The organism is Streptomyces sp. NRRL F-5126 (assembly GCF_000721265.1).
GTDB lineage: Bacteria > Actinomycetota > Actinomycetes > Streptomycetales > Streptomycetaceae > Streptomyces.
The window spans coordinates 147,711-166,076 of record NZ_JOFZ01000009.1 but is presented as its reverse complement, the minus strand read 5'-3'; the positions used below and the strand labels follow the sequence as shown (position 1 = coordinate 166,076).

The window sequence follows — 18,366 nt, the reverse complement described above, 5'->3', positions numbered from 1 at the left end:
TTGTCGGGCGCCGCGGCATGTCCGTACGCCCCATCCCCGTCCGACACCCGGTGTACATCCCCCGTTTCCGTCTCCCGCCAGAGTTCTTGAGCCCGGCCGCCTCCACACACAGCGGCGGCGCGGCGGATCTCGACCATCGGTCACGGAAGGGTCCGGTCAAGGCGCCGCGCCCGGCACGCTCAGGCCATACCCAGGTCGGTCGCGGATACAAACCTGCCGGAGTTCACCCGATGTCAGACGAAGCCAGTCCGCACCGCACAGCGGCCGTGATCCCCGCCGCCGGCCGTGGCGTGCGGCTCGGCCCTGGCGCCCCCAAAGCGCTCCGTGCGCTGGGTGGCGCCCCCATGCTCATCCACGCGGTCCGCGCCATGGCGGCGTCCCGGGCCGTCGAACTCGTCGTCGTGGTCGCACCGTCCGACGGCGCGACCGAGGTCAAGAACCTCCTCGACGCGCATCCGCTGCCCGACCGCACCGACTACGTCGTCGTGCCCGGCGGCGACACCCGCCAGGAGTCGGTCGCGCTCGGCCTGAAGGCACTGCCGGACGGCATCACGACGGTCCTCGTCCACGATGCCGCGCGCCCCCTCGTCCCCGTCGACGTCGTGGACGCCGTCGTCGAGACCGTGCGGGCGGGGGCCCAGGCGGTCGTGCCGGCGCTGCCGCTCGCCGACACCGTCAAGCAGGTCGAGCCGCGCGGCGACGGCGTGCCCGAGCCGGTGATCGCCACACCCGACCGTTCCACGCTGCGGGCCGTGCAGACGCCGCAGGGGTTCGAACGCGGCGTGCTGCAACTCGCCCACGACACGATCGGCCACACCGGCGAGGGCGCCACCGACTGCGCCGGCATGGTCGAGCGGCTCGGCTCGCCCGTGGTGGTCGTGCCCGGCCACGAGGAGGCGTTCAAGGTGACCAGGCCGCTCGACCTGGTGCTGGCGGAATCCGTCCTGGCGAGGAGGCGCGCGAACGATGAGTTCTGAGCTGCCGCAGGTCGGCATCGGCACCGACATCCACGCGTTCGAGGAGGGCCGCCCCCTGTGGTGCGCGGGGCTGCTCTGGGAGGGCGAGGGCTCCGGCCTCGCGGGCCACTCGGACGCGGACGTCGTCGCCCACGCGGCGTGCAACGCCCTGTTCTCCGCCGCGGGCATCGGCGACCTCGGCGCCCACTTCGGCACCGGCCGCCCCGAGTGGTCCGGCGCGTCGGGCCTCGCGCTGCTGGCGGAGGCCGCGCGCATCGTGCGCGAGGCGGGCTTCGCCATCGGCAACGTCGCGGTGCAGGTCGTCGGCCCACGGCCCAAGATCGGCAAGCGCAGGGACGAGGCGCAGAGGGTACTGAGCGAGGCGGCGGGCGCGCCGGTGTCCGTCTCGGCCGCGACGTCGGACGCGCTCGGCTTCACGGGGCGGGGCGAGGGCCTCGCCGCGATCGCGACGGCGCTGGTGGCCCGCACGGCCTGACCCCCGGCCCGCAGGCCCGTGCCCGCGACGCCCGGTCCGGGCCCGCCCCGCCCCGGGCCGCGGGGGCGGACCGTTCTCGGGCCACGCCTGCCCCGGCCGCGCCGCCCCGGGCTGCGCCCGCACGCTGTGGGAGTCCGTCCTCGGGTCGCGCCCGTGTGCCCGGGCCGCGTCGACCCCCGCGGGTGGCCGCTCGCAGTGGGGCGCCCGATCCGGGCGTGGCGGGCCCTGGGCTGGAGCGCGGCCGCAGGCGGGGGCGCGCACGCGGGGCTCGCGGCCGCGAGGCGCGTGCCGATTGGTGCGGGTGTCGTCAAGGACAGGCGCCCGAGGCGTCACCGCGCACCGGGCACCGTCCCGCGCGCACTACTCTGAACCCCGTGACTATTCGGCTGTACGACACCGGCGCCCGGCAGATCCGTGACTTCACCCCGCTCACGCCGGGCTGCGTCTCGATCTACCTGTGCGGCGCCACCGTGCAGGCCGCCCCGCACATCGGGCACATCAGGTCGGGCCTCAACTTCGACATCCTCCGCCGCTGGTTCGAGTACCGCGGCCTCGACGTGACGTTCGTGCGCAACGTCACCGACATCGACGACAAGATCATCCAGAAGTCCGCCGACCAGGACCGCCCCTGGTGGGCCATCGGGTACGAGAACGAGCGCGCCTTCAACGCGGGCTACGACGCCCTCGGCTGCCTCCCGCCCACCTACGAGCCGCGCGCGACCGGGCACATCCCGGAGATGACCGAGATGATGCAAGTCCTCATCGACAACGGCCACGCCTACGCCGCCGACGGCAACGTCTACTTCGACGTGCGGTCGTTCCCCGACTACCTGAGCCTGTCCCACCAGGACCTGGACGAGCTCCGCCAGCCCGCCGGCGAGGGCGAGACCGGCAAGCGCGACCCGCGCGACTTCGCGCTCTGGAAGGCCGTCAAGCCGGGCGAGCCGAACTGGGAGACGCCCTGGGGCCGCGGCAGGCCCGGCTGGCACCTGGAGTGCTCGGCGATGGCGCACAAGTACCTCGGCCGCGTCTTCGACATCCACGGCGGCGGCCTCGACCTCGTCTTCCCGCACCACGAGAACGAGATCGCGCAGGCCAAGTCGTACGGCGACGACTTCGCCCAGTACTGGGTGCACAACGCGTGGGTCACGATGAGCGGCGAGAAGATGTCGAAGTCGCTCGGCAACAGCGTCCTCGTCTCCGAGATGGTCAAGCGCTGGCGCCCCATCGTGCTGCGCTACTACCTCGGCACGCCGCACTACCGCTCGATGATCGAGTACAGCGAGGAGGCGCTCCGCGAGGCGGAGTCCGCGTTCGCGCGCATCGAGGGGTTCGTCCAGCGCGTGGTGGAGAAGGCCGGGGGAGCGGTGGAGCCCGCGCCCGAGGTGCCGCCCGCGTTCGCCGCGGCGATGGACGACGACCTCGGCGTGCCCGGCGCGCTCGCGATCGTCCACACCACCGTCAGGCAGGGCAACTCCGCGCTCGCTGCCGACGACAAGGAGGGCGCCGTCGCCCGGCTCGCGGAGGTGCGGGCCATGCTCGGCGTCCTCGGCCTCGACCCGCTCGACCCCCGGTGGGCCGGCGAGAGCGACCGCGGCGACGACCTGCACGGCGCCGTCGACACGCTCGTGCGCCTCGTACTCGACCAGCGCGAGGCGGCGCGATCCCGCAAGGACTGGGCGACGGCCGACGCGATCAGGGACCAGCTCCAGCAGTCGGGCCTGGTGATCGAGGACAGCCCGTCAGGACCGCGGTGGAGCCTCGGCGCGCGCTGAGGTCCCCGGGGTGCCGTGCGTTCCGTACCCTGGAGAGGCACCACGAGCACCACGACGGCGCACCGGCGTACGGTGCGCGCCACGCGACCCACGCATACGCGACCCACGAATACAGGTAGGCAGACACACCATGGCCGGGAACAGCCAGCCCAGGAACCGACGCGCGTCAGGGAAGAAGGGCGCGCAGGTCGGCAGCGGCGGCAATCGGCGCCGCGGCCTCGAGGGCAAGGGCCCCACGCCGCCCGCGTCCGCCCGTAAGGGCCATGTGAAGAACCGCATCGCCAACGCGAAGGCCCGGCAGCAGCAGGGCCGCCCGCAGCGCGCGCGCCGAGGCGGCAAGGGTTCCACGGAGATGGTCGTGGGCCGCAACCCCGTCTTCGAGGCGCTGCGCGACGGTGTGCCGGCGACGACCCTGTACGTGCAGCAGTACATCGACAACGACGAGCGGGTGCGTGACGCGCTGAAGCTCGCCTCCGACCGGGGCGGCATCCACCTGATGGAGGCGTCGAGGCCCGAACTCGACCGGCTCACCGGCGGCCTCAACCACCAGGGCCTCGTCCTCCAGATCCCCGCCTACGAGTACGCGCACCCGGACGACCTCGCGGCCGCCGCGTACGACGACGGCGAGGAGCCCCTGGTCGTCGTGCTCGACGGCATCACCGACCCCCGCAACCTGGGCGCGGTCGTCCGCTCGGTGTCGGCGTTCGGCGGCCACGGCGTGGTCGTGCCCGAGCGCCGCGCGGCCGGGATGACGGCGGGCGCCTGGAAGTCCTCGGCGGGCACGGCCGCGCGCACGCCGGTGGCGCGCGCCACGAACCTGACGCGCACGCTTGAGGCGTACAAGAAGGCCGGCCTGACGGTCATCGGGCTCGCGGCGGACGGCGACGCCGACATCGCGGACGTGGCGGCGCTCGACGGCCCGCTGGCCATCGTGATCGGCAGCGAGGGCAAGGGCCTGTCGCGCCTGGTCGGCGAGACGTGCGACCTGAGGGTGCGCATCCCGATGCCGGGCGGCGCCGAATCCCTCAACGCGGGCGTGGCGACGGGCATCGTGCTCTACGAAACGGCCCGCAAGCGCACGGCCTGACTCCGCCGGCCGCGAGCCGCCCGGCGCCGGGCCGCGCACGGCGGGCCTGACCGCGCCCGGTGGCGTCCTCGCGGGCCACGCCCGGGCGCCCGTCGCCGACCGGACCGCAGGTCCGGGAGACGCCCCCGCCGGTTCGCAACCCGCGGGAGGCGGGGCCACCGTGACCGCCCGGCCCGGGAGGCGGCCTGCCCCGCGGGTTCCGCCCCGGGCCGCGGGGGCCTGGACCACGAACCGAGCCTCTACCGCCGCCCGGGCAGCGAGAGGCGGACCCGTGGGCGCTGGGCCCGCGGCTCCCCGGCCCGCGGCCAACGGCCGCGCCCTCGGCGGCGGCCGTGAACGCAGCCCGCGCCCTCGGCGGTGTCCCGGAAGCGCGAGGCTCGCGTGCCGACGGCCGGGAGCGCCGCGCGCCCGGGGCGCGGATGCCTGCGCCGCCACGGCGCGGCGCGGCGCCGGGCGGCTACCTCTTGCCGCCCGCCAGGCGGCGCGCCCTGCGCTTCAGGCGGGTCATGAGCGGGGTGCCCGAGCCCTTGCGCAGGACAGGGGGCGCCCCGTCCGTCGCGATCGTCAGCGACACGGCCAGCTCCGTGTCCTTCTGCCAGCCGCAGCTGGCGATGCGCGCCTTCAGCTCCCAACGGCCCGCGTTCCTGCCCGAGTTCAGCGTGTCGGGTGCCAGCCCCGCCACCGTCCTGTGGCGCAGCCTGAAGCCTCCGTCGGGGGTCGGGACGCGCGTCACCGTCGTCTCGCCCGGCAGGAAGAACTCCTCGCCGCCGCCCCCGCGCCGCCGTGCCACGATGTCCATACGCGCCGACTTCACCCGGCTCGTCACGTCGAGCGCCGCGGGCGGGATGCCGTCGACGGGCGGCGCCAGCACGTCCTTGCCGTCCACGGCCATGAACGTCATCGGCGCGCCGCCGGCGGTGGTCAGTTCGCCCTCCACCGTGATCTGGGACGGGCCCGTCACCCGGGCCGTCGCCTTCGCGCGCACGCCCGACTCCCACAGCGCCAGCTCCCGCACCGCGTCGAACCGGTCCTGCTCCACCAGTGACACCATCGCCCGCTGCGCCGCGGGCATCCCCGCGGCCACGCCCGGCGCGAACCGTTCGACCAGTACCGAGCGCACCTCGTGGAAGAACGCGCGCCGCCACTCCTCGGGCGCCGCCAGGTGCTTCGCGGACGTCAGGCGCCCCAGCATCTCGACCCGCAGCCAGCGCCGGTGCAGCCGGTCGCGCAGCGCGCCGGGGTCGGTGTGGGCGTCCACGATGTCCAGCGCCTCGCGGAGGTTGCCGAAGTACCCCGCGGGGTCGAACCGCTTGAGCCCCGCGTTGGACGCGTCCGTCAGCGCGACGTGGAAGTAGCAGACGTAGTCGGACAGCACCGAGACGCGCTTCGCCGCGAAGTACGCCGCCGTCACGAACACGTGGTCCTCGAGCCGCCGCTTCCCCTCGGGGAACCTCAGCCCGTGCTCCAGCAGGAACTCGCGGCGGAACATCTTGTGCGGCGTCAGGCTGTCGATCAGCGGGTCCTTCGACAGCTTCGCGTCGGGGCGGTCGCGGCGGAACAGTTCGCGCGGCACGTTCCTGCCGCGGCCCGCCATCTTGCCGACGACGACGTCCGCGCCGTTCTCCCGGCCGTAGGCGTACATGCGCAGCAGCGCCTCGTCGCCGAGCCAGTCGTCGTGGTCGGCGAACTGCACGTACTCGCCGCGCGCCAGGTCGATGCCGATGTTGCGCGGCCTGGACGGCCAGCCGGAGTTCGGGATGTGCTCGACCCTGATGTAGCCGGGGTGCTGCGCCGCGAGCCGGTCGAGCCGGTCGCCCGAGCCGTCCGTCGAACCGTCGTCGACGAACACGGCCTCCCACTCGCCCGCAGGCATCGACTGGCGCAGCAGCGACGCGATCAACTCGTCCATCGCCGCACCCGGGTTGTAGACCGGGACCACCACGGAGACCTTCACCGGCGTGCCTTCCGGCGAGCCTGCGGCTGCCGTGCCGGACGGGTCGTTCTCACTGCTCAGCATTCATATCCCCAGTGGCGCGTGACCTCCTTCAAGGAGTCCGGCACCTCATCGGGCCTGGGCAACTCCCGCGCCTGCTGGATCTTGCCCGACTTGATGTTGTCGCTCCAGTCGCCGATGAACGCCTGGAACGGGCCGTGCTCCTGCTTTCCGTAGTTCAGCATGCGCCTGTCCCACTCCACGCCGAGAAACGCGCAGATCTCCTGTGTGACTTCGGTGGGCTTCTCGGTCAGTTCCTCGTAGCGCACCGTGAGCCCCGGCAGTTGGCCGCGTGCCTCCTCCACCGCGTCCACGTACTGCTTCACCTCGGCGACGGTCTGCGCCAGCTCGCGGTCGGGCCGCCCGTTTATCAGCGAGCTGACCATCGACGCCGGGTGGCGCAGCAGGAACACGAAGCGCGCGTCCGGCCAGGCCTCGTGCAGCCTGCGCCAGATGAGCGCGTTGCCCGGTGTCTTGTCGACGATCAGCTCCTTGCCGCTGTGCGACAGCTCGCGGTGCAGGATCCGGTCCCACAGGAGGTGTTCGAGCTCGTCGCCGTCGAGGCCGAGCTGCTTCATCGCCTTCTCGGTGTACACCTTCGTCTGCTTCACCTCCAGCGTCCGCAGGTGCATCTCGTGCGGGGCGCGGATCAGCGGGTGGCTGTTGAGCAGCACGCGCAGCAGCGTCGAGCCCGAACGCACCGACGACAGCACGAAAACCGGTGACGTGACGAGTCTGCTGCCCTTCGGCGTCACCCTCGCTGCCGCCGGCCGCCCCGTCGCCCGAGCCTTCACCCGGCCCAGCTTGCGGCGGGCCTTGCGGGCGACCGCCCACATTCCGGTCTGGCTGGGCTGCATGGTGCGCACCTTCTTCACGAACGAACATGTCACGGAGGGCGGGCCCCGGGAGGCCCGGCCCGGGCCGCCCTGACCCGGCCTGGGCCCGGGCCCGCACACGTCGTCCGCAGTCACGGCCCGGCCGCCGCCCCCCGGCCCGGCGCCGGGTCAAGAGTTCCGGGTCAAGAGCCCTCCGTCTTTCGGCAATTTCTAGGCACTCTTTCTGAGAGCGGCCTCACGAGCGACCGGTCACCACATGAGAATTCCATGAGAAGAGTGACGCCCGGACAACCGATCCGATACGACACTCGTCGCTGTGAGGCCGCTGTGGCACATTGCTGTGATAGATGATCTTGACGGGTCTCGGACACATACCGCTCGTCAAGGCAGTGTCCTAAAGACAGGTCACTCGGTTAGATGAGTGTGGACACCAGAACGCCCGGGTCCGGGTTCGAGGATCAGCCGCCCCTGAGCATGCTCAAGGTGGACAGCGATCCCGCGCAGGTCATCGTGAACCACGCGAGCTTCCGCGTGAAGCTCGCGACGCCCGGCCGCCCGGCCGCCCGCCGGGCGGCCGGGCCCCGCGGTGGTCTGCCGGTCGGGGCGGGCGGGGCCGAGACCGCGCGGATCCCCGCCATGGGCGGTGCGGAGGCCGCGCGCGGTGCCACCGCGAGAGGTGCGCGCCGCAAGGCGCCCGTCGTGTGGAGCGGCAAGTCGCAGCCGGGCGACCCGGGCGCGAGCGGCCTCCTCCAGGCCGTCCGCAACTCCGGTGCGGTGTCGGCCCCCTCGGCCGACGCCGCCGCGGCCGACGCCACGACGACGGCCGCCACGCCCGCCACGCCCGCACCCCGTGGCCACGAGCGCCCCGCCCCCTACGACACCGGCGCGTACGACAGGGGCTCCTACGACGCGGGCACCTACGACACGGGCTCCTACAGGCGCGGCCCGTACGGGAGCGGCTCTTACGACGCGGGCGCCACGCAGGTCATCCCGCGCGTCGAGGTCGACGACAGGACGCAGGCGACCCCGGTGCTCGGCGGCGGCTCCGACGGGCCGCTCCTGCCCCCGATGAGGCAGGCCGTCGGCGCTTACGACCAGCCGCGCACCACCCGCTACGGCGGCGGCCAGGACGACGGGGACGACGCCACCCACCTCATCGACCGCACCCGTTACGCCGACGGTCCCGGCCACGAAGACACCGACCGTGCCGACTACGCCGGATACGCCGACTGCGGCGACGACTACGACGAGGACGACGAGCTCACCGAGACCGGCTCACGCGCCCGCGTCCGTACGGGCGCCGCGCGCGGCGGGAGCGCTGTCCGCCACGCGTACTTCCCCGGCCGCCGGATGAACCTCGGCGTCGTCCTGCTGCCCCTGCGCGTCTTCCTCGGCCTGATCTCCGTCTACGCCGGCATGGGCAAGCTCTGCGACCCCGTCTACTTCGACGGCGGTGAGCGCGGCTCCATGGTCAAGTGGCTGAACTCGCTGCACCCGTGGGCCCTCGCGGAACCGCTCCGCGACTTCGCGCTGTCCCACCCCGTCGGTGCCGGCCTGAGCATCGCGTTCCTGCAGATCGTCGCCGGCGTCCTGACCGCCCTGGGCCTGTGGCAGCGCGTCGCCGCCTCGCTCGGCGCCCTGCTGTCCGCCGCGCTGCTCGTCACCGTCAGCTGGAAGACCGTCCCCGCGTACGACGCGCCCGACATCATCTACCTGGCCGCCTGGTCCCCGCTGATCATCGCCGGCGCCCCCGTCTACTCCGTCGACGGCAAGCTCGCGGGGGACGCCTGGCGCAGGCTCGGCCCGCGCTCCAGCCTGCTCGACCTGCGCCGCTACGTGCTGCGCAGGGGCACCATCGTCGCCGGTCTCGTCATCGGCACGACGATGCTCGTCGGGTCCGTGCTCGGCGGCGCGGTCCGCTCCTCCGGCGTCGTGACCGTCCCCGGGCCCAACCACGCGCCGGTGAACCAGCTCCCGGGCGAGCCGCTGCCGCAGGACTCGACCAGTCACGGCAGCGCGTCAGGATCGCCCAGTGCCGACGCGCACGGCAAGGGCGGCACACCTTCGGGGGCGCCGTCCGCACACCACTCGCACGGCCCGTCGGCCGGCACCCACGGAACCGCCCACACCCCCGGCGCCGCCGCGACGGGCGGCAGCGGCTCGGGCGCCACGCAGGGCAGCTCGCCGACGCAGACCCAGAGCGCGGGCGGCGCGCAGGCCCCGTCCCGTACGCAGCGGCAGCAGGCGCCGTCAGGGGCGGGCAACCAGGGCGCCGCGCCGTCCACGAGCGGCTCCACGGCGAGCGGCGGTTCGTCGTCGTCCTCCGGCGGCCCGACGTCGTCGGGCAGCGGCGCGGGCGGCGACTCGTCCGGAGGGTCGTCCTCCGGCGGCGGCCCGCTGGGCGGCCTGCTCGGCTGAGGCCGGCACCGTAACGACGTACATCGGGGACGCGCCCATGGGGTGCGTCCCCGATGTACGCCTCAGCGCCTCAGCGCCTCAGCGCCTCAGCGCCTCAGCGCCTCAGGTCCCAGCGACTCAGTGCGGGAGTTTCCGCCCGGCCGCGAGCTCCTTCGCCGCCTCCGTGAGGTCCTTCGCCGTGTCGATGGCGCGCCAGTACGCGCCCTGCGGCAACGGAAAGCCCGCCAGCCGCCGTTCACGCGCGAGGCCGGGGAAGGTCGTACGTTCGTGGTCGCCGAGGTCCGGCAGCAGGTCGGTGAAGTCCGACGCGAACACGTACACACCGGCGTTGATCAGGTACGGCGACGGCGGTGCCTCGATGAAGTCCAGCACGTGGCCGAACTCGTCCGTCTCGACGGCCCCCCACGGGATCCTGGGCCGCGCCAGGGCCAGGGTCGCGGTCGCGGCGCGCTCCGCGTGGAACGCGGCCATCTCGCGCAGGGAGAACCGCGTCCAGATGTCGCCGTTCGTCGCGTACCAGGGCTCGCCGGGCGCGGGCAGCCGCTTCGCCGCGTGCTTCAGCCCGCCGCCGCGTCCGAGCGGCTCGTGCTCGACCACCGTCGTGACCCGCAGCGGCAGCTCCGCGGACGCCGACTCCAGCCACTCCTGGAGGACTTCCGCCAGATGGCCGCAGGAGACGACAGCGTCCGTCACGCCCTCAGCGGCGAGCCAGGACAGCTGATGGCCGATGATCGGGGTCCCCGTTCCCGGGATCTCGACCATCGGCTTCGGGCGGTCGTCGGTGTACGGGCGCAGCCGCGAACCCTGGCCGCCCGCCAGGACCACCGCCTGCGTCGGAAACGTATGCATGCCGAGCACCCTATGCGGGGCGGCAGCGCGTCAGTACGGGACGGCGGGGTCAGCCCGGGGCGCGGCTGGACGGGATGCGGGCGCGTGCGCGCTCAGCTGCCCGCGGTCTGCTGGGACACCCCGTACGCGAACGACGTGTCGCACACGGGACGTGAGAACGACTGCGCACGCGTCGGGCCGTAGTGCTGGACCGCGGCCCGGCCGAGGGCGCGGGCGATCGCCATGCAGTGCTTGGCGAGCGAGGGGCGCGCCTCGACCTCGCGCTGGAGGTGCGTGAGGGCGATCCCCGGGTCCTTCTCCTGGAGCTCGACGAGGAGCTTGTCGCGGAGGATGTCCTGGGGCGTACGGGACTTGGCAGGGGCCGACGCGGCCTTCGAGGAGGCCGCCGTCAGTGCCTGCGTGTCGGGGCTCGTCGCCCACGGGACACGGGCCACCGCGAGGGTCCCGGACAGCACCAGGACGACGGGCAGTACGAATGCGAGAGTTCGGCCGATACGCCGCGCTGAGTGGGTCACGAGGGCGAGCGTAGCGGGAGGTAGTGATATGGCGACATTTAGTCACTCTCGCGGGCGATGGTTCGAAGGTTTTTTTCGAATTACGCGTTGACGCGGGCCCCTTGGACGCCCGTGCGGACAGCGATGTGGCCCCGTCCGCGCAAGCAGCGGTACGGGGCCACAGGGCCGTACGTCCAGGGTCAGTCGCTCAGGCGCTCGCCCGTGGAGGAGGAGAACACGTGGGTCTCGCCCGCGCGCGGCACGACGTTGACCGTCGCGCCCTTCTCCGGCACCGCGCGGCTGTTGCCGCGGATGACCAGGTCCTTCTTCTCGCCGTTCACGTCGATCGTGCCGAAGACGAAGGCGTCGGCGCCCGTCTCCTCGACGACGTTCACGACGACCTCGAAGCCGGGGTCCGCGTCCTTCGAGAGCTTCTTCGCGTCGGAGGCTTCGCCGCCGATGTCGAAGTGCTCGGGCCGGACACCGACCGTGACCGTTTTGTCGCCCTTGTCGGCGGCGGCCTTCAGCGCGTCACGGTTCACCGGCACCACGCTGTTGCCGAACTTCACGCCGCCGTCCGTGATCGGCACCTCGATCAGGTTCATCGCGGGGGAGCCGATGAAGCCGGCGACGAAGAGGTTCGCCGGCCGGTCGTACATGTTGCGCGGCGAGTCCACCTGCTGGAGCAGGCCGTCCTTGAGCACCGCGACGCGGTCGCCCATCGTCATGGCCTCGACCTGGTCGTGCGTGACGTACACCGTGGTGATGCCCAGGCGGCGCTGGAGCGACGCGATCTGCGTACGCGTGGACACGCGCAGCTTGGCGTCGAGGTTCGACAGCGGCTCGTCCATGAGGAACACCTGCGGCTCGCGGACGATGGCACGGCCCATCGCGACGCGCTGGCGCTGACCACCGGAGAGCGCCTTCGGCTTGCGGTCCAGGTAGTCCGACAGGTCGAGGATCTTCGCGGCCTCCTCGACCTTCTTGCGGATCTCCGCCTTGTTCACGCCGGCGATCTTGAGGGCGAAGCCCATGTTGTCGGCGACGGACATGTGCGGGTACAGCGCGTAGTTCTGGAACACCATGGCGATGTCCCGGTCCTTCGGCGGCAGGTGCGTGACGTCGCGCTCACCGATCCGGATCGCGCCGTCGTTGACGTCCTCGAGGCCCGCGAGCATGCGCAGCGAGGTGGACTTGCCACAGCCGGAGGGGCCGACGAGGACGAGGAACTCGCCGTCGGTGATGTCGATGTCGAGCTGGTCCACGGCGGGCTTGGTGCCACCCGGGTAGATGCGGGTCGCCTTGTCGAACGTGACAGTAGCCATGGCGAAATGTCCCTTCACCGGCAGGAACGTGCCGGACGATCCGAGTAAAGGAATGGATCTCCCACCGGGAAGTGGAAGAGAGGTCTGGTCCACCTGGGTGAACTGGAGGTGACGGTACCTGTCGTTTCGGGATCTGTCAGTAGTCCAGAGCAACCGATATCCCCGGCCCCGCGCGGGCCGGTGCCCCGCCCGCACGGGGCGGCGCGCCCGCCCCGCCCCGGCCGGCGCCCCGGCAGGGCCGCCGAGACGCACCACTCACGCCGGCCAACGACGCCTGCCACGCACGCAGTTGGCGGCGCACAACGCATCCCGTCACACGCGACACACGGCTGGGGTCGTGGCCCCGCGAGCCCCGGAAGCCCGTGGCCGGACGTTCCGGGCGCTGTGTACAGTGGACCCGCTGCTGGACTCGGTGCGCTGTGTCCGATATGCCTCCTTAGCTCAGATGGCCAGAGCAACGCACTTGTAATGCGTAGGTCGTCGGTTCGAATCCGACAGGGGGCTCCGCGAAACCCCAGGTCACATAGCGTGTGGCCCGGGGCTTGCTGTTGCTCGCAGCATGACGGACCACGCGGCTGGGGTGGCGTGGGCCACCTGTGTGAGCGATGCGCGTGCGGCGGGGCAGCCACCCACAAGCCTTCACGCCGGTCAGGATGGAAGGGCCGCGTCCAGATAGTCCTGTACAGACTCGAACAGTCCGTACGGCACATACTGCTGGATATCGGCGTGGGCTACCCAGGCCAGTTCGGCGATCTCCATGGTGCTTGCGACGTGTGCAGTGCCGCTGATCACCTCGCATGCGGTGTACGACATCAGCCGCCCTGTGTTCGGGTGGAGGCGCTCACCAAGCAGCTTTACAGCCGACACGGCCAAGCCGGTCTCCTCCCGCGTCTCGCGCACGGCGGCCTGCTCGCGGCTTTCACCGGGTTCAACCTTGCCGGCAGGGAACTGCCAGGAGAGCTGCCCCTCGCTCACTCGACGCCGCACCAGCAGTACCCGTCCGTCGTGGATGATGACAGCGGCAGCGACGCTCGGTTTCTTCTCCGCGTTCTGTTGCGTCACGTCTGCTCCTCTGGCGGCAACCGAGTGAGGATTCCGGTCGCCGACTTGTCGTCGGGGCCCAGGCTCCCTTCCCCGTCGGTGGCAGTGCCGCCGAGAACCCCGGTGTCGCCATGAGGGTAGATGCACAGTAGGTCCGGCGAGGAGCCACCGTAAGGGCGCCATTCGGTTATTTGCTGATATGGGACGGCACGGTTGCTGATAATGGGCTCGGGCGTTCGCCTGCATCACCCCAACAGACCAGGCAATAGCGGGTGTTCGAAGCCTGAGCTCTGAGCATCGACGCTATGCGAGCCATGACTGGTCCTGTAAACCAGATGAGAAGAGGACCGGCGCCCATGGGCAGGACTGAGTACTACCACGACCCGGCCGCCCCGAAGGCCAACACCCTGATCCCCGCGAGCAACCTGCTCGTCGTCGACGAGACCGGGGCGATCCTCCTCCAGCGCCGCCGCGACACCGGCCAGTGGGCGCTGCCCGGCGGAGCCCAGGACATCGGCGAGACAGCGGCCGAATGCGCCGTGCGGGAGTGCGAGGAGGAGACGGGCATCGTCGCGAAGATCACCGGTTTCCTGGGTGTCTACACCAACCCGCACCACATCGTCGCCTACACGGACGGCGAGATCCGTCAGCAGTACGAGAACACGTACATCGGGAGCCCCGTGGGCGGCGAACCCACGGTCAACGACGAAGCAGACGGCGTCCGCTTCGTCCAGCCCGCCGACCTCGATCAGTACGACATCCATACGAGCATGCGCCAGCAGATCGGCGACTACCTGGCAGGCACCTACCCCTACCTGGGGTGAGCCGCCAGGACCGCCCCTGATCCTTTCGATGGACACGAGGAAGGAGCGGGTACTAATCGGCTGTGTGCATATCGGCCCAAGCAGGTTCCCCAGCCTCCGGTTGCGAAGCGAATACGACGCATCGTGAAGGACGGGCCGCGTTTCAGGGCTCATCCGGGCCGACTGCGCGTAGCAGGTCAATGCCGCAGAGTGTGGCCAGTTCTTTGGCCGTCGAGGACAGGGGTGCCTTCAGGTCGGCGAGCTGTGTCCGCATTTCGGCGGCTCTGGGCCAGAGCCGTTCGTGTTCGATAGCGCTGCGTCCAGGCGGGCGAGTGTCCTCGTGATCGCGGAGTGCCGCATGCCATGTCGCGAGGAAAGGGCGTAGATGCTGGTTGCTCAGCACAAGCGCGATGCGGGGGAGCGCGATTGGTGGCGGGGAATCTGCCGCGACTCGGTGCAGTACCTCTCGCGTTGTGGCGAAGAGGGTGTGCAAGGACGTGAGCGCCTCGCGCAGTGAGCCTTCGCCGGCGCCGAGCGGTTGGACGCCGACGCGGGTGACCAGCTCCACCTGGAGGTCGAACGCTGCGGCCCGCTCCACGGGGCTGGGGCCGGAGGGAGGCAGGTCGAGTGGTGGCGAGGCCGCGAGGACTGGTTGGCGCGGCACTCCGTCGCGGGAGCTTTGGGCAAGGGGGGTCGCCAGGGTGTGCAGGAGGACTTGCCGTAGGTCCTCTTGGCGGGCGGTGTCCTCGTCATGTCTGCGCACTGCTCGTGCTACCAGTGCGTGTACGGTCCACGACCGTTGAGCGGCGGAGGCGGGTAGGAGGGCGCCGGAGCCCAGAAGTGTGGCGATGGAGTCGGAGACAGCGGGACCGGCTTCCCACGGGTCGTAAGGATTGACCGAGGCGATGGCGTTCTCCAGGACTGTCTGGGACAGAGGAGCCGGAGAGGCGAGGGCGAAGAGGCGCAGGACGTCGTCGGCCGGTCCGTTACCGGTCAAGGGGTGGGCCAGGAGCGTAGGGGCGAGGGGGACCCGCGAGACTCCGGCGGACCGTTTTCCGCTGCGTAGTGGAACGTGCGGGGCCAGGATGTCGGAGTCGGCGGCGTGCAGCCGATTCCTGAGGTCGGCGAAGTTTTCCGTACCGGCCAGGTCGGAGAGCAGGTCCAATGCGTAGGGGTGGCCGCCTACGTCGTGGACGAGGGCAAGAGCTGTCGCCTTCTCGACCTCGCTGCCGGGAGTGCGGCGCGACGTGACAAGCCGGTACCCGTCTGCGTCGGAGAGGGGCGGGATGTCGATGGTCTCAGCGAACGTGCCGTACCGAAAGGACCGTGTGGTGAGCAGGGTGGAAGCGAGCAGGTGAGGTCCGCGCAGGAGCTGTAGTTCCTCGTCAGGCAGGCCATCGGGCAGACCGTCCACGACCCACAGGCATGGTGCTCCGTGCTCGCCGAGGTGGATCGCGAGCCGACTGAGGAGCCGTACGAGGGAGGCGTCGCGCGTGTGGTCCACGTCCAGCGCGTGGCACACGTCCGCCACCTGCTCCGCGTAGACGTCAAGCGCCGTCGGGGAGGGTGAATCGTGGGCCTGGTGGAGATCGAACCAGAACACTCCGCCTGGAAACGCGGAGGCGAAGCGGAGAGCGTACTCCTGGGCCAGTACGGATTTGCCGATGCCGGGCATGCCGCGGAGCTGTGCCGTCCGGCCGGAGCCGGAGCCCGGCTGGGCGACGAGTGGGGCGCGGTGGCGGACGAGTGCCGAGTGGATGCGCCACTGCTCCGCGAGTCGGTCGGTGAACCGTGCCGAGCCCGTCCTCGCCGGCGCGGGCAACCACGGCGAGGACAATGCCTCGCGCCCGTCCATTGGATGCCCGGCCGCGCCGAGCGGTGATGCGATTGCCCTCACATGCGCACCCACCTGCTCGGTCAGGCACTGGAGAACGTTCGGGGCGGTGGGCCAGGTCCAGTGCCTGGCGTCGCGGAGCTCCACGGGATGGACATGAGCAGCGGAAGTCTCGGGGTTGACCACGAGGATTCGGCGCCGAGGGTCGCCTTCCCGCTGGCCGGCGAGGTACGCGTAGGTGAGCTCCCACTGGCAGGCGCGTCGACGCGGGTACTCGGCGGAGTAGAGAGCGAGGAGCGCCTTCGAGCGGGCGAGGGCTTCGGTGATCGCCTTGGTGATCGACGCGAAGTCGTCGACGGCCATGTCGTCGAGGAACACTCGCAGTCCTTGACTTCGCAGCGCGTGGGCGAGAGCACGGGCCTTGTCGGCGTCGGTTCGGCTGTAGCTCAGGAACACGTCCCACTCGGCGACGGGTGCGGTAACGGCACTGGATGCTGCCGGGGGAGCCATGGTCATCGCCCCCCGATCGGACTCACGCTCGAACGCCGGCATACCTGCTCAGCCCGGAAAGCAGGCGGGGGGGGGGTGCTGTTTGCCTGCTTCCATGCGGCGTGGGCAGCGCCCGCGTATGGGGAGATGGTCGTCACACCCTCATCATGCGTCATACCGCAAGATCCCCATGCGTGCCGCCGGGCCGACTCAACGGCTGTCGGGTCCGGTCTCGTGCTGATGGGGCCCGGAATCCGGGCCCCAGTGGGAGCGGCGCAGGTGCCGTTCCGGATCACGGACACCGGCGATCTCGCCGAGGCCGATGACGTAGGGGCGCAGCTGTCGCTGGAGGTCTTTGAGGTCCTCACGGAACGCGGCGTTGTCGGGCCACGCCGCCTCGTCCGCCTCCGGTCCCTGAGCGGTCTCCCAGGCTTTCAGCCGGGGGTGCCACTTCGAGAGGAACGGAGCGAGTTCGAAGTTCAGGATGTCGAGGACGATCTCGTGGACGGAGTCGCCTCTGGAGGGTGGCGGCGGAGCGGCTCCGGATTCCAAGGGTTCCCGGTACAGGTCGAAAAGCTTCTTCAGGGAGGTCAGTGCTTCGCGGAGGTTTCCGCTGCCGTCGTCGAGTGGGCGAGTGGCCACTCGCGTCGACGCTTGGAAGAACATTCTCAGAGCGGCTTGCCGCATGTCCGTGTTGGCCGCGAAGACCATCACGCTCCCGGGCAGGGTGAGTTGCACCTCGGTCAGCTGAGCCGATCGGCGGTAGAACTCGGCTCCCAGCACCAGCGCGATGCCTATCAGGCCGCCCACGACAATCGAGAGCGTTTGTCCGCCGGTCCGGCTGATGGAGTACGCGACGACTCCGGCCAGCGCGCCAACCACACCCGCCAGCACCGCGCGTGCCGAGGTCCGGGCTCCCAGCCCCCACGCACGAGGGTGACGTGTCATCACGGAATCTCCCCTGCCCCTCTGTTGGACATTGACGGTACTGATCACGGAAAGCGCCTTCAACACCCAGCGCTCACGTTGGCTCGTGCTGATGTGCGCGATCGGGGACGCATCGACTCGGCATCGAGCCCGACGACCCCAGGTGTCTGCGTCACCCTGTCCAACACCCCCGCCCCTGAGGCAGGACTGAGGCGGCAGTGCGACACCGAGGGCCGCTTCTCGTCGAAATCCAGTGGCCGCGGTGGCAGGGAACGAGAAAGATCCACGGTTATGACCCTGCTGACCCAATGGCCGCTCGCGGGCCTGCGGTTGACCACGCCTCGGCTCGAACTGCGGCTGCCGAACCTGGACGATCTCGCCGACTTGACCGCGCTGGCCGCGGATGGTGTGCATGATCCGGCGGTGCAGCCGTTCACCGTGGCCTGGACCGACGTCACGCCCGACGAGCGTGCTCGGAGCGTCCTCCAGTACCACTGGCGCTGCTGGGGAGCTTGGCAGAAGGAGGACTGGGAGCTGAACCTCGCGGTCCTGCGGGACGGTGTCGTCGTGGGGACGCAGGGCATTACCGCCCGGGACTTCCCGGTCCTCCGTGAGGTGTGCACCGGCTCCTGGCTGGGGAGGGTCCACCACCGCCAGGGCCTGGGGACCGAGATGCGCGCGGCCGTCCTCCATCTGGCCTTCGCCGGACTCGGTGCTCAGCAGGCGGTTTCCGCGGCGTACGCGCACAACGCGGCGTCGCTGGGGGTCTCGCGCAAGCTCGGCTATCAGGAGGACGGCATCGAACGCCATGCGGTGCGGGCCGAACCCGCCGTGCTGCGCAGGCTCCGCCTCACCGCCGAACGGTGTCAACGGCACCGAGCGGTACCGGTGCGGGTCGAAGGGCTGCCGGCCTGCCTGCCCTGGTTCGGCCTGGGGTGACCCGCGACCCGCGACCCGCGACCCGCGACCCGCGACCCGTGACCCGTGACCCGTGACCCGTGACCGGTGACCGGTGACCGGTGACCGTGCAGCCTCTGCGCGGG

At 71.2% G+C, this 18,366-nt stretch carries 15 protein-coding genes and 1 tRNA gene; 8 read left to right on the top strand and 8 right to left on the bottom strand.

Features of this window, described 5'->3' with window-relative positions:
• The first annotated feature begins 230 nt into the window (after positions 1-230).
• From ispD to rlmB, 4 genes are all read left to right on the top strand, one after another.
• The gene (ispD, locus tag IH48_RS0120900) at positions 231-977 is read left to right on the top strand and encodes a 2-C-methyl-D-erythritol 4-phosphate cytidylyltransferase (RefSeq protein WP_030906637.1); all 747 of its coding nucleotides are present in this window, start codon (positions 231-233) and stop codon (positions 975-977) included.
• Positions 967-1,452, top strand: coding sequence for a 2-C-methyl-D-erythritol 2,4-cyclodiphosphate synthase (gene ispF / locus IH48_RS0120895; protein ID WP_030906634.1), 486 nt, complete (start codon positions 967-969; stop codon positions 1,450-1,452). Before ispD ends, ispF begins: the two co-directional genes overlap by 11 nt.
• Positions 1,453-1,826: 374 nt before the next feature.
• Positions 1,827-3,227 carry a cysteine--tRNA ligase gene (gene cysS / locus IH48_RS0120890; protein WP_030906631.1) on the top strand — a complete coding sequence of 467 codons (1,401 nt, stop codon included), beginning with the start codon at positions 1,827-1,829 and terminating at the stop codon, positions 3,225-3,227.
• 130 nt (positions 3,228-3,357) lie between these two features.
• On the top strand, positions 3,358-4,314 hold the full coding sequence (rlmB, locus tag IH48_RS0120885; protein ID WP_030906629.1) for a 23S rRNA (guanosine(2251)-2'-O)-methyltransferase RlmB: 957 nt from the start codon (positions 3,358-3,360) through the stop codon (positions 4,312-4,314).
• 457 nt (positions 4,315-4,771) lie between these two features.
• On the opposite strand, the gene IH48_RS0120880 is transcribed toward rlmB, so the two are convergent.
• Both IH48_RS0120880 and IH48_RS0120875 read right to left on the bottom strand, forming a co-directional pair.
• Positions 4,772-6,331, bottom strand: coding sequence for a glycosyltransferase family 2 protein (locus tag IH48_RS0120880; RefSeq protein WP_030906625.1), 1,560 nt, complete (start codon positions 6,329-6,331; stop codon positions 4,772-4,774).
• Positions 6,325-7,164 carry a sulfotransferase family protein gene (locus tag IH48_RS0120875; protein WP_234434327.1) on the bottom strand — a complete coding sequence of 280 codons (840 nt, stop codon included), beginning with the start codon at positions 7,162-7,164 and terminating at the stop codon, positions 6,325-6,327. The genes IH48_RS0120880 and IH48_RS0120875 overlap by 7 nt, the downstream gene beginning before the upstream one ends.
• Before the next feature lie 396 nt (positions 7,165-7,560).
• Here IH48_RS0120875 and IH48_RS0120870 point away from each other — a divergent pair, with 396 nt between their 5' ends.
• Positions 7,561-9,561, top strand: a complete 2,001-nt coding sequence (locus tag IH48_RS0120870) for a DoxX family protein (protein ID WP_234434326.1) — start codon at positions 7,561-7,563, stop codon at positions 9,559-9,561.
• 117 nt (positions 9,562-9,678) lie between these two features.
• On the opposite strand, the gene IH48_RS0120865 is transcribed toward IH48_RS0120870, so the two are convergent.
• The 3 genes from IH48_RS0120865 to IH48_RS0120855 all read right to left on the bottom strand — a co-directional run bounded on the left by IH48_RS0120865 (position 9,679) and on the right by IH48_RS0120855 (position 12,229).
• Positions 9,679-10,410: a nucleotidyltransferase family protein gene (locus IH48_RS0120865; protein ID WP_030906616.1), complete on the bottom strand. Its 732-nt coding sequence runs from the start codon at positions 10,408-10,410 to the stop codon at positions 9,679-9,681.
• A gap of 92 nt (positions 10,411-10,502) precedes the next feature.
• Positions 10,503-10,925 (bottom strand): hypothetical protein, encoded by a 423-nt coding sequence (locus IH48_RS0120860; RefSeq protein ID WP_030906613.1) that lies wholly within the window; start codon positions 10,923-10,925, stop codon positions 10,503-10,505.
• A 179-nt stretch (positions 10,926-11,104) separates the two neighbouring features.
• Positions 11,105-12,229, bottom strand: a complete 1,125-nt coding sequence (locus IH48_RS0120855) for an ABC transporter ATP-binding protein (protein ID WP_030906609.1) — start codon at positions 12,227-12,229, stop codon at positions 11,105-11,107.
• Positions 12,230-12,659: 430 nt separating this feature from the next.
• On the opposite strand from IH48_RS0120855, the gene IH48_RS0120850 reads away from it, so the two are divergent.
• Positions 12,660-12,733, top strand: a tRNA-Thr gene (locus IH48_RS0120850).
• 144 nt (positions 12,734-12,877) lie between these two features.
• Here IH48_RS0120850 and IH48_RS0120845 read toward each other — a convergent pair.
• Positions 12,878-13,291, bottom strand: coding sequence for an NUDIX hydrolase (locus IH48_RS0120845; protein ID WP_030906608.1), 414 nt, complete (start codon positions 13,289-13,291; stop codon positions 12,878-12,880).
• Between the two features lie 335 nt (positions 13,292-13,626).
• On the opposite strand from IH48_RS0120845, the gene IH48_RS0120840 reads away from it, so the two are divergent.
• A complete protein-coding gene (locus IH48_RS0120840) occupies positions 13,627-14,094 on the top strand; it encodes an NUDIX hydrolase (RefSeq protein ID WP_030906605.1) in 468 nt (155 codons plus the stop codon).
• 142 nt (positions 14,095-14,236) lie between these two features.
• Here IH48_RS0120840 and IH48_RS34495 read toward each other — a convergent pair whose 3' ends face one another.
• Positions 14,237-16,417 carry a tetratricopeptide repeat protein gene (locus IH48_RS34495; RefSeq protein ID WP_030906601.1) on the bottom strand — a complete coding sequence of 727 codons (2,181 nt, stop codon included), beginning with the start codon at positions 16,415-16,417 and terminating at the stop codon, positions 14,237-14,239.
• Between the two features lie 189 nt (positions 16,418-16,606).
• Complete coding sequence (locus tag IH48_RS0120830; protein ID WP_158710333.1) at positions 16,607-17,344, bottom strand: hypothetical protein; 738 nt, start codon at positions 17,342-17,344, stop codon at positions 16,607-16,609.
• A gap of 270 nt (positions 17,345-17,614) precedes the next feature.
• Between IH48_RS0120830 and IH48_RS0120825 the strand changes: the two genes are divergently transcribed.
• Entirely contained in the window at positions 17,615-18,262 is a 648-nt protein-coding gene (locus IH48_RS0120825; protein ID WP_030906596.1) for a GNAT family N-acetyltransferase, read from the top strand.
• The last annotated feature ends 104 nt before the right edge of the window (positions 18,263-18,366 follow it).